The organism is Acinetobacter sp. 228, from assembly GCF_048147885.1.
In genome coordinates this window covers 83980-95100 of the sequence record NZ_JAYWYV010000012.1, presented here as the reverse complement: position 1 = coordinate 95100, position 11121 = coordinate 83980, and the positions used below count along the sequence as shown (strand labels likewise).

Genomic DNA, 11121 nt, shown 5'->3' with positions numbered 1-11121 from the left:
TGGTCTGATTCGTCTTAAAAATTACTATTATGCCTTTGCTTTAACAGACTTTTTTGTTTTTTTTGTCGTGTGCAGAGATCTGCATCATAAAAAATGAAATTGAGGTGTAGCAGAAGTAATAAAAATAGAAAACCCGCATTTAATCATCCTGATCATGCGGGTCTCAATCCAACGTCCATTGTCACATCCATGCAAAACAGGCTACATCTATAGTCTGTTTTATTTTCGTCCTACGGCGTCCTGTCCTTATATGGTCATCCTGACCTGTCCCTGTGCCGTAGCGCTATAATGCTATGTTATTACATGGAGATAAACCCAAGAAATACGTCATGTCATGTAAGAGATAAACCCTAACTGAGTGAACATATGTTTACTATGTTGCATCGTACGGATTTATAGTTTGTAGTCAATAATCACGGGAGCATGGTCACTAAACCATTGATCTTTATAGACCCAAGCATTCACAGTGCGCTCTTTCCAGTCTGGAGAACAGGCCTGATAATCAATCCGCCAACCCACGTTCTTGGCGCGTGCTTGACCACGGTTTGACCACCAGGAATATAACTCGGCTTCTTTGCGCACTTCACGGAAAGTATCGACATAACCCAGCTCATCGTAGATATGATCCAGCCAGGCACGTTCATGCGGCAAGCATCCTGAAGATTTCTGGTTACCTGACCAGTTTTTAATATCAATACGTTTATGCACGATATTATAGTCACCACAGACAATCACCGACTTATTTTCATCACGCCACTGTTTCAGGATTTTCGCGTATTCTTCCAGAAAGTGATCTTTACGTGCTTGCGCTTCATCACCCGATGAACCCGAAGGCAGGTACAGTGAACAGATCTGTACAGTTTGCTCTAGACCCAAGTCAAATTCAGCGGCAATAAAACGGCCTTGTGAATCGGCCAGTTCAAAACCCAGGCCATCGGTTAAAGAGACAAAAGGCAGGCGGCTATAAATGGCAGTACCGGCATACCCCGGACGTTCGGCAGGAAACAGGTGCGCGTACCAGCCTTCAGGCTTGAATTTATCGGTCCACTGCGCATGAGTGATCCGGCTTTCCTGCATGCAAATTACATCAGCTTCAGACTGTTCCATCCATTCTAATAGGCCTTTGGTGACAGATGAGCGTAAGCCGTTGACATTAATTGAAACGACGCGAAGAATTTTTTGATCACCTGGATAGCTACTCTTTGGTATCATGCGCAAGTCTTACCTTAATTAATGGATTTAGGAGCACCTCATGTCAACGCCAGCTCAGTTTAACCCGCAAGCTTTTATCGAACTCGCATTATCACGCGGTGTGCTTAAATTTGGTGAGTTTACTTTAAAATCGGGACGTGTGAGTCCCTATTTTTTTAATGCGGGCCTGCTAAATGATGGTGAAGCCTTGACCCTGCTGGCTTCTGGCTATGCTGCGAAACTGACTGAATGTGACCATGTGGAAGTGATCTTCGGCCCTGCATATAAAGGTATCCCTTTTGTGGCAGCTACGGCGGTGGCCTTGTCGCAAAATCATGGGGTGAGTGTGCCGTGGGGGTTTAACCGCAAAGAAGCCAAAGACCATGGTGAAGGTGGGGTATTGGTCGGTGCTTCTGTAGCAGGTAAAAAAGTCTGGATCATTGATGATGTGATTACCGCAGGCACAGCGATTCGTGAAGTCGTCACCATCTTGAAGAATGCCGGTGCTCAAATTGCTGGAGTTCTGGTAGCGCTAGACCGCCAGGAAAAAGGTCAGGGGGATTTATCTGCGATTCAGGAAGTACAGCAAGAGCTTGAGATCCCTGTACATGCCTTAATTACAATGAAAGATTTAATGGACTATCTGGAAGTGAAAGGCGACCTAGAGGCGTTGGCGAAAATGGAAGATTACCGGGTTAAATACGGGATCTAAGCCTGAATCATGAGAGAAAAGGAAGTTTTGGCTTCCTTTTTTTATTTACAGGTAACAGGACCTACGATCAAAACTATTGCTCAGAAGAAGGAATTAGACCGTACATTTTTATTTTAAGATTCAATTTATTTATAAATTCAGCTATTTAATAGTTATCTAGATTAAGATAAGTGAAATAACTTTAATTTAATGCATTGTTTTATAAAAATACTGGAGATCGAAATTAATATTTCATTATTTTTTGTACGCATTTGCTTACGTCAATTCAGGTACTTTGCATCTATACGAGCTGCCCGTCATTTCCTATGATGAAGTCATCAGGAACAGGATGTTCCATAGAAGAATAACCAGAGATAAATACAAGGAAAGTAAGGTACGACAGGAGTTATACCAAGCAAACCAACACGGAAAACCCCTGGCAGGATGCTGGGGGTTTTTCACTTTTATCTTTTTATAAAGTCCAACTCAGAACAGCAGTGACTCAAAATTATTTATCTTCAAAGCTAAAAAAAGCACCTTCAGGTGCTTTTTTTCATTGTTGGGCTAAATTATAGCGCAACGATATTGATCGCATTTGGACCTTTTTGACCATCAACTACGCTAAAAGAAACACGTTGACCTTCAAACAAAGTTTTGAAGCCAGAACTGCTGATTTCTTTAAAGTGTGCAAAAACGTCAGGACCTGATTCTTGTTGAATAAAACCAAAACCTTTAGTTTCGTTAAACCATTTTACTGTACCGGTAACTGTAGTAGACATAATATAAACCTGTTAAATTTTTAATAATTTTAGTCATCGAAATGACTATGGATAACTTGGAAAAACAACAAGAATTGAAATAAAGATCTGAAAAAACTGAGGATTATAAATAATACTGCGGCACTTAAAGAAGTTTAACTAAACAACGCTTTTTTCTAGTTAAAGACAGCATAACCTAAATCATAAAATATTCAAGTTTTTTATATTTATTATTTATTTTTCTTATAAAAAAAGACTCGAATTTTTTGCTTTTAAATTTTGTCCTGATCCGTTTGCGCTTTATGCAGAGCATTTCAGCATCAGCGAATTAAATCCCCTAAATCTATGTTGTGCTTAAGTTGTTTTATGTTAATAAAAATCATTTTTTAAGTAACAATGTTTTTATAAGTATATGTAATTTATGAATTTGGTTGACATAAGGATTTTGTGTTTAAGTTAGTTATTGTCATTGCCGAGGTATAAGAATCCACCTATATTAAAAATTAATTGGAAAAATTAACTATAAGAATTTCTTAATTTTAATTTAAAACCATAACAAGAGTGAGTCTCATGGATTACTGGAACGGTGTGTTGCTTATATCCATCATCACCATGGTTGGGCTGGCCATGATCATCCTGTTTGTCGGATGTAAAATGTGGAAAAATCTGGTGGTGACTTTGCTGATAGCCACCTTGATCGGTTTTCTGATTATGTGTGCGATCAACTTTATCTTCGGTGACCGTCTGCAATTTCTTTGGGGTGTGCCTCAAAGTCACAATAGTAATTTCATGCTGGAAATGGGTCTGATGAGCCTGTTAATCGGTGGCGTGAGTACTTTTATCATTATGCTCGGCACGCTGGTAGCAAAAAGTAACAATAGAAATCAAAGTGATGAAGACTAGTTGTTAGCAAAATAACAGATATCGGCATAAGCGGGAGTGTACCGGAAAACCCAAAAAGTATAATGAGAATGCTTATAAAATCTAAAATCAAAACAAATTATCTTCAGCCCAAAACACAGCAGCATAGGGCTACGGAGTATGAATGTAGTTTCATCTTCCGTAGCGACATAATTAACCTGTAAAAAATTAAAGTTAAGAAAAACTTAGAACATCATTCTCAGGCCTGCCCCATAGATCCAGCCTTTTTCAGAGTCAGAGCTTTGCTGCCAGTCCGTCTGTTTGTTACCTTTACTGTATTCATAACCCACTTCCAGATAAGGCATGAGCTTTTTGCTCAGCTCATAACGTGTTTCCAGACCCAAGGTTGCATGACGAAGACCGGTTTTTTTCGCATTCGCTGCCTGATCATTCAGGGTGAGATCCAGCTCGATAAAAGGCTGCATAATCAGTTTCTGCGTCAATAACAGGTCACGTTCCGTTTCCAGCTTTAATCCCACAAAGTCATCTTCACCGATATACAGATAAGCATCAGTTTCAAAAAAGTAGGGAGCCAGGCCATGCAGGCCAAATACCGCATCGAAACGCTCGTTCTGTTGTCGTATTGCAGCCCCAGCTAAATTTTCCTGACGGTAACGCACACCAGCCTGTACATCCCAGAAATCAGAAATATTTCGGCTATACAACACTTTGGCATCATATTCGGCCGAATGGGATTCATATTTGTCGGCTTCTAGCTTGAGGAAAATTTTATTTTCATCCGTGCCGACTCTGGCCTGGTTCTTGGACTTGAATGCTCCATTTCCCTCTGAACTATGCTGCCATTTCTGGTCCAGAATGATCTGGCTATAAATCTGTGCGCCATGTTCTTTACGGTGATCATGTTCGCTGGCAGAGCTGACTGAATTTTTTGGTGTGCTCAGCACCTGCTGTTGATGCAATAACTTTGGTGGCAGTTGATAGGATGCTTCATCTGTAGTTTCAGTATGCTGTGCGTGGTCATCAGCCATGTTTTGCATGGCATGATGCCCGCTATGATGCTGATGTTCATTATGACCCGTATGCTCGCTAGAAGCTGCCGCAAAAATACTCAGACTGCTTAGGGTAAGCGCACTGCTGAGCACTGACTTTACCAAAAGATTAGTGATGTGCATGGCTTTCTCCTTGAGCAGCTGCTGGCTTTGACGGTATTTTTTGTGAAGAAGGGTGAGATGCTTGATCTTCGTCAACCTGTGCCACAATCAGCTTGTTCATCATGCCGGCACTCATGTGATAGAGCAGATGGCAGTGAATCGCCCATTCGCCCAGTTCGTCAGCCGTGAGCAGGGTGGTCACCGTTTTCCCGGGCGGCACAATGACAGTGTGTTTATTTGGCATATTTGCAGCAGACTGACCATTTTCCAGCTGCATAAACATGCCATGCAAATGCATCGGATGGGCCATCATGCTGTCATTGATAAATTTCAGCCGGATCCGCTCGCCATATTTCACTTGAAGTGGCTCAGCATCACTGAATTTTTTACCATTAATGGTCCAGATATAGCGCTCCATGGTTCCACCCAGACGAATCACCAGTTCACGTTCTGCTGCGCGGATATCGGGTTGTGGTGTCAGGGCTTTGAGGTCTTGATATTGCAAGGCTTTGTGCCCTGCAGGCGTAGACATATTGGCCCAGCCCTCAACCGGCTGATGAGGCTGATTGGTTCCGGACATGGCACTATGACTTGCATGCATGTCGTGCTGGGCATGATCATCATGTTTAGGCGTACCTGTTGCAGATTGTGTGGTCTGACTGCTGTGTGCGTCATGTGACATATAATGCTGCTCAGCATGTCCCATATCTTCCATGGTCAATAAGGCACGAGGGCGCGGTGTTGGTAATTGAACCGGCGCTGCGGTTTTGCTTGAATCAGTTGCCTGATGCAGACTGCCAATGGCAAAGCCTGAGCGGTCGATCGATTCCGCTTCAATCTGATAATGGGTCGCAGTCGGTTCCACAATCACATCATAGGTTTCAGCGGTTCCAATCCGGAATTCATCTACAGCGACCGGCTGCACAGCTTGTCCATCGGCGCTGACCACGGTCATTTTCAGCTGGGGAATACGCACATCGAAAAACGACATGGCCGAGGCATTAATGAATCGCAGGCGGACTTTTTCATTGGGTTGGAACTGGCCACTCCAGTTCTGTTGTGGTGTTTTTCCATTGACCAGAAAGGTATAACCGGTAACATCAGACAGGTCGGTTTTCAGCATGCGCATCTGGTTCCACATCTTGCGGTCTGACCAGGTGGCCTTGAGGCCATCACGTTTCACCTGCTGGAGTACATCGCCTACGGTTTCGCGCTGGGTCTGATAATATTCGGCCGATTTTTTTAAATTGTTTTGAATCTGCTGGCTGCCCTGTTCGTGAAAATCCGACAGCATCACCACATAATCCCGCTCGGTCTGTTCATGTGCAGGTAGCAATGTCTGGGCTTTGGGGCGAATCACCAATGCGCCATAGAGGCCGTCCTGTTCCTGACCTTTGGAATGTGCGTGATACCAGTAGGTGCCGTTTTGACGAACCTTGAAGCGATAAGTAAAAGACTGTTTCGGTTTGATCCCCTGAAAACCGTTAAATCCGGGGACGCCATCCATCAGCCCGGGCAGGAGCAGGCCATGCCAGTGCAGCGAGGTATCCTGATTGTTCAGGTTGTTTTGTACATGAATGACTGCATCATCACCTTCTTCAAATTCCAGCAAGGGTGCAGGGAATTTTCCGTTTACAGTGATACGCTTGACCGTCTTTCCGGTGAGATTGATCGGGCTTTCATCAATGACCAGATGATATTCTTTTACGGCTGCAAACAGGGCAGACGACGAGATGAGACCGAAGCCCAGACACAGGCTTTGACTGATTTTAAGCAACATAACTTAATCCTTAATGAATAAAAAAATTTAAAAATTCAGGATCAAGCTTTGGGGGGGCGCAGGATTTCTTGCCAGTAACCGGCAAGGTGCTGGGCATGGTAAGCAGGGAGGAGGGTTTTTTCCGGATAACCGTGATCAGGCACGCTTAACTCGGGCGCTGCAATGGGCAGGCTGGTGATCAGGCTCTGACAGGCCATGGTGCCGCAATCCAGACAGTCTGGCGAATGCTGGGTGCTGTCACTGACACAATCCGGTTGTACCAGATTCTGATCTTGATGATGATCAGTCTCATGCAGCGAGTGAGAAGCAGATGGTTTTTTCATTTCCAGACAATGACTGCTCATTTTTTCAGTCGACATGACCAGATGCATGGTGTTTGCAGATGCGACAGACACACTGCTCCAGCCTATGGCAAAAACCACAAGCATCACCAACCAGATCTGTTTGACGAGCCGTATGAGCAAAAGTACACCCTGAAAAAATGCGCTGCATGTTTGAGCAATAAAAGCATAAACGCAGTAACTCAAATTAGCAAATTCTGGACAGAATTATTTTTTAGGTCACCTACATACTACTTTTTTCATAGGTTCAGGTTTCAGTTTCGCACTTTTCACATTTTTTACAGTCTAGCAGTATCCCGAGTTTTTCTTTACGTCCTTGCTCGGTCATCACCCATGGGCGATTTTGCCAGGGCGGGGTATGCCGCACATGCTGGCCATGTCCGCAGGCCAGCTCTGCAACCCAATGCTGTTCTTCATCCAGATGAAAATCGATGATGGCCTGTTGCATGGCATACCTCCCTTGAGCTCAAATTGCCTGAGCACCTATCTAAAAACCTATACAAAATAAGTCATGCAAAATCACCATAAACAAAAGAATCGACACAAGCTATACTCCTTGCCAAGTCATTTTTTGAAAAAGAGCAGAGACACATGCGCGTACTTGTTGTGATGGATCCCATCGAAAATGTAAACCTGAAAAAAGACTCGACCATGGCGATGCTGTGGGCAGCAGCACGTCGCGGGCATGAACTCGGTTATGCATTGCAGCAAGATTTATATATCGATCAGGGCAAGGCCTTTGGTCTGATCGCGCCGTTACAGGTGTTTGAAGACTACGACCATTATTATGAACTTGGCGAAAAACAAAAAGAGTCGATCGCTGCTTATGACGTTGTCTTGATGCGTAAAGATCCGCCTTTTGATATGAACTTCGTCTATACCACTTATATTCTGGAGCAGGCAGAGCGCGAAGGGGCATGGATTATCAACAAGCCGCAAAGCCTGCGTGACTGTAATGAAAAACTGTTCGCGACCCAGTTCCCGCATCTGCAAGTTCCGACCTTGGTGACTTCGCAGCAAAGCCTGATTCGTGAATTTTTAAAGGAACAGGTCGATGTGATTGTAAAACCACTGGATGGCATGGGCGGCACCGGGATTTTCCGCCTGTATCAGGATGGCATCAACATCGGTTCAACCATTGAAATGCTGACCAATAATGGTACCCAGCCGATCATGGCGCAGCGTTATATTCCGGAAATTGTCGAAGGCGATAAGCGCATCCTGATGATTAATGGCGAGCCAGTGCCATATTGTCTGGCCCGTATTCCGCAAAATGGTGAAGTGCGCGGTAATCTGGCCGCGGGTGGCTTGGGCGAGGCGCGCCCACTAACTGAAACTGACAAGGCCATTGCAGCAAAAGTAGGGCCGTATCTCAGAGAGAAAGGTCTGGTTTTTGTGGGGCTGGATGTGATCGGAAATTATGTCACTGAAATTAATGTGACCAGTCCAACCTGTATTCGTGAAATTGACGCCCAGTTTGGTACTTCGATTGCGGATGATCTGTTTGCCGTGCTGGAAGCAGGTCAGGCCAATCAGGTTTAAAGGTAAAATCAGGTGAAAGAAGAGTCTGCTTGCAGGCTCTTTTTACCTTTTTATTTCGGGTAACGCTTAAATAAATATGCCGTCATTACCATGCCTAGCATCGAAAGGCAGACGGTGATAATGGCAAGATTGGCCCAGTATTGGGTGGCAGATATCAGCGCAGCGCTCAGGGTCGGTATAAAAAACTGTGCGCAGGCTGAAATTTGTAAAACCAGACCCACACTGGCCGCTGCTGCATAGGCGCGTGGTGCATAATGCAGGGTAATCGCAAAAACAGTGGTCGGGATCATCCCGCCAATCAGTGAAAACAGCACGGCACTGACAACCTGCAATTCAAATGAGAGCCAGGAATTTGCGGCAAATACCAAGCAACTGCTACAGAGCATTGCCACAAATCCGGTACTCAATAAGGTGCGCGGTCTATAACCCTGTTGCAGCAACATGCCTGCGCCAAAAGTACCACCCAGATTGGCCAGAACGACCATCGAGACCAGCATCCCTGCGCGTTTTAAGTCCAGCCCCTGTTCAACATACAGCGTAGGCAGGAAGCCCGTGACAGTAATCCATTGACTGGTATAACAGGCAAAAATAATCGCCAGACAGATAATGGGAGGATGAGTCAGGGTAATTTGAACAATCTGCCAGAATGAGGTGTTTTCTGTAGCTGCCTGGGAAGAGTCTGGCTGTGTTACCAGGGCAGGTTCAATATTTAAATATTGTTTGATCATGCCAGCAATGACAAGGCACAGGCAGCCCAAAATGGCCCAGATCGTTTGCCAGTCCAGATATTCAAGCAGGAGAGGAATCATCAATACGGCCAGACTGACACCGATGCCCATATAGGAACTCCAGAGTCCCATCTTGAAATTCAGTGTTTCAGCGCGGCTGGTACGTTTTAAAATTGCTGGCGCACACAAGGAGATGGTTAAAAACCCGATTCCTTCCATAAAACGCAATACATATAAAGTGGCAGGCTGCGTAATCCAGAGCCCGGCAAGACTGCTCAGCCCTAAAATGATTAAGGCCATGATCAGGCAGCGCTTTAATCCCATTTTTTCCGAGAAGGCGCCAATGCATAGCGCAAACAGCATTCCGGCGGCCTGCACCAATGCTAACGAAAAACCAGCCTGAGTAAAACTCAGGTTTAAATCCTGCTGCAACACAGGAATCACGGCCGAAAGTTTGCCCACATGGATCGCAGCCAGATAACCGGCCAAGATAATCCATACATCACGCAATGAGATTTTTGACATCTATCCGAACTGAGTCCATTTAAAGCATCTGCTTGTACATCAAGCATCATTCATATATAGATATGAATAACATGAAAGTTTTATAAAATTTATAGGTTTTAAGCCTAAGCTCATTAGTCGATGATAAGACATGGATTGACCGGGAGTGAGCTGTAAATGGTTCTAAATAAAGCCCTATCCGGGGCAAGATCATTGATAATATAATGAAAAGTGAGTTTAAAATTGATATGATATGTCACTTAAGTCGAAGGAAAAGTGCAGACCTTATAAATAAAACGAGTCCAAACTTGAAATTTGCGTGAAAAAAACAATTAAAGCCTTGTTGAAATAAAGTAAATAAACTTTCATGGCCTGAGGTTTGTGATTACAATTGATTACTTAAATCAGATTTCCTGCTCCATTTTTAGTATTGAAGAATTAAACCGTGACCGACGCTCAGCAAAAACAGCCTAAACATGTCATGATGATGGCCGCAGGTACAGGTGGACATGTGTTTCCAGCGTTAGCTGTTGCCAAAGATTTACAACAAAAAGGTATACAGGTTTCATGGTTAGCCACCCCCACAGGCATGGAAAACCGCCTGTTAAAAAACCAGAATATTCCCATTTATCACATTGATATTCAGGGTGTGCGTGGCAATGGTTTCTTACGTAAAGCCTTGGCGCCTTTTAAAATCATGAAAGCCACCTTCAGTGCCATGAAATTCATGAAACAGCTTCAGGTCGATGCCGTGGCAGGCTTTGGCGGTTATGTGGCAGGCCCGGGTGGTTTGGCCGCGCGTATCTTAGGCATTCCGGTGTTGATCCATGAGCAGAATGCAGTCGCCGGTTTTACCAATACCCAATTGTCGCGTGTGGCAAAGACGGTGTGCCAGGCTTTTCCAAATACTTTTCCGGCCCAAGAAAAAGTCGTGACTACAGGTAATCCGGTACGACAAGAAATTAGCGAAATTTTAAATCCGTCCTGGCGTTATCAGGAGCGTGACAAGGCAGGACTACCCTTACGTATTCTGATCGTTGGTGGGTCTTTGGGGGCGCAAGCCTTAAATGAACGGGTTCCGAAAGCTTTAAAGCAACTCAATGTGCCATTAAGCGTCTATCATCAGTGTGGGCAAAACCATGCCGAGTCGACACGGGCACGTTATGAAAATGCACCAGCCAGTTTGCAAGTTGAAGTACAGCCCTTTATTGAAGATATGGCCAAAGCCTATTCTGATGCCGATCTGGTGATTTGCCGTGCCGGAGCTTTGACTGTAACTGAAATTGCCACTGCCGGCGTAGCTGCGATTTTTGTGCCGCTTCCAAGTGCAGTGGATGATCATCAGACGGCCAATGCCGGTTTCCTGGCCAATATCAATGCGGCAAAGATTTGCCCGCAGGCCACAATGACCCCGGAAAGTTTAAAAACATTATTAGAGCCGATGCTGAATCGCCAACTGTTAATGGAAATGGCCGTGAAAGCACGCCGACAGGCTCAACCCGATGCGACTCAACATGTGGTCCGTTTAATTCAAGAATTGTAATCCGAGTAAA

The 11121-nt window shown here is 44.6% G+C and carries 11 protein-coding genes; 4 read left to right on the top strand and 7 right to left on the bottom strand.

The features are described 5' to 3' along the window. Nucleotides 1-393: 393 nt before the first annotated feature. A complete protein-coding gene (locus VXQ92_RS10595) occupies nt 394-1212 on the bottom strand; it encodes an exodeoxyribonuclease III (protein WP_064095079.1) in 819 nt (272 codons plus the stop codon). Nucleotides 1213-1252: 40 nt separating this feature from the next. On the opposite strand from VXQ92_RS10595, the gene pyrE reads away from it, so the two are divergent. After that, nucleotides 1253-1903: an orotate phosphoribosyltransferase gene (pyrE, locus tag VXQ92_RS10590; protein ID WP_416681484.1), complete on the top strand. Its 651-nt coding sequence runs from the start codon at nt 1253-1255 to the stop codon at nt 1901-1903. A 548-nt stretch (nt 1904-2451) separates the two neighbouring features. Here pyrE and VXQ92_RS10585 read toward each other — a convergent pair. Next, nucleotides 2452-2661, bottom strand: a complete 210-nt coding sequence (locus tag VXQ92_RS10585) for a cold-shock protein (protein WP_004281299.1) — start codon at nt 2659-2661, stop codon at nt 2452-2454. 549 nt (nt 2662-3210) lie between these two features. Here VXQ92_RS10585 and VXQ92_RS10580 point away from each other — a divergent pair. Next, entirely contained in the window at nt 3211-3543 is a 333-nt protein-coding gene (locus VXQ92_RS10580; RefSeq protein WP_416681480.1) for a hypothetical protein, read from the top strand. A gap of 203 nt (nt 3544-3746) precedes the next feature. Here the strand turns inward: VXQ92_RS10580 and VXQ92_RS10575 are convergent, their stop codons facing one another. The 4 genes from VXQ92_RS10575 to VXQ92_RS10560 form a co-directional block, all read right to left on the bottom strand. Then, nucleotides 3747-4694, bottom strand: a complete 948-nt coding sequence (locus VXQ92_RS10575) for a copper resistance protein B (protein ID WP_416681478.1) — start codon at nt 4692-4694, stop codon at nt 3747-3749. After that, nucleotides 4681-6453: a copper resistance system multicopper oxidase gene (locus VXQ92_RS10570; protein ID WP_416681475.1), complete on the bottom strand. Its 1773-nt coding sequence runs from the start codon at nt 6451-6453 to the stop codon at nt 4681-4683. The genes VXQ92_RS10575 and VXQ92_RS10570 overlap by 14 nt, the downstream gene beginning before the upstream one ends. Nucleotides 6454-6494: 41 nt before the next feature. Further along, on the bottom strand, nt 6495-6917 hold the full coding sequence (locus tag VXQ92_RS10565; protein ID WP_416681473.1) for a hypothetical protein: 423 nt from the start codon (nt 6915-6917) through the stop codon (nt 6495-6497). Nucleotides 6918-7041: 124 nt separating this feature from the next. Continuing rightward, nucleotides 7042-7242 (bottom strand): DUF3565 domain-containing protein, encoded by a 201-nt coding sequence (locus tag VXQ92_RS10560; protein WP_416681471.1) that lies wholly within the window; start codon nt 7240-7242, stop codon nt 7042-7044. A gap of 143 nt (nt 7243-7385) precedes the next feature. Between VXQ92_RS10560 and gshB the strand changes: the two genes are divergently transcribed. Next, the gene (gene gshB, locus VXQ92_RS10555; protein ID WP_004281308.1) at nt 7386-8336 is read left to right on the top strand and encodes a glutathione synthase; all 951 of its coding nucleotides are present in this window, start codon (nt 7386-7388) and stop codon (nt 8334-8336) included. A 50-nt stretch (nt 8337-8386) separates the two neighbouring features. Here gshB and VXQ92_RS10550 read toward each other — a convergent pair whose 3' ends face one another. Further along, the gene (locus VXQ92_RS10550) at nt 8387-9589 is read right to left on the bottom strand and encodes a CynX/NimT family MFS transporter (RefSeq protein ID WP_191731015.1); all 1203 of its coding nucleotides are present in this window, start codon (nt 9587-9589) and stop codon (nt 8387-8389) included. Between the two features lie 424 nt (nt 9590-10013). On the opposite strand from VXQ92_RS10550, the gene murG reads away from it, so the two are divergent. Further along, nucleotides 10014-11111 carry an undecaprenyldiphospho-muramoylpentapeptide beta-N-acetylglucosaminyltransferase gene (murG, locus tag VXQ92_RS10545; protein ID WP_416681468.1) on the top strand — a complete coding sequence of 366 codons (1098 nt, stop codon included), beginning with the start codon at nt 10014-10016 and terminating at the stop codon, nt 11109-11111. The last annotated feature ends 10 nt before the right edge of the window (nt 11112-11121 follow it).

Excerpts from the sequence above, each read along its gene's own strand:
- VXQ92_RS10595 (WP_064095079.1), bottom strand. The coding sequence starts at position 1,212 with ATGATACCAAAGAGTAGCTATCCAGGTGATCAAAAAATTCTTCGCGTC.
- pyrE (WP_416681484.1), top strand. The coding sequence starts at position 1,253 with ATGTCAACGCCAGCTCAGTTTAACCCGCAAGCTTTTATCGAACTCGCA.
- VXQ92_RS10585 (WP_004281299.1), bottom strand. The coding sequence starts at position 2,661 with ATGTCTACTACAGTTACCGGTACAGTAAAATGGTTTAACGAAACTAAA.
- VXQ92_RS10580 (WP_416681480.1), top strand. The coding sequence starts at position 3,211 with ATGGATTACTGGAACGGTGTGTTGCTTATATCCATCATCACCATGGTT.
- VXQ92_RS10575 (WP_416681478.1), bottom strand. The coding sequence starts at position 4,694 with ATGCACATCACTAATCTTTTGGTAAAGTCAGTGCTCAGCAGTGCGCTT.
- VXQ92_RS10570 (WP_416681475.1), bottom strand. The coding sequence starts at position 6,453 with ATGTTGCTTAAAATCAGTCAAAGCCTGTGTCTGGGCTTCGGTCTCATC.
- VXQ92_RS10560 (WP_416681471.1), bottom strand. The coding sequence starts at position 7,242 with ATGCAACAGGCCATCATCGATTTTCATCTGGATGAAGAACAGCATTGG.
- gshB (WP_004281308.1), top strand. The coding sequence starts at position 7,386 with ATGCGCGTACTTGTTGTGATGGATCCCATCGAAAATGTAAACCTGAAA.
- VXQ92_RS10550 (WP_191731015.1), bottom strand. The coding sequence starts at position 9,589 with ATGTCAAAAATCTCATTGCGTGATGTATGGATTATCTTGGCCGGTTAT.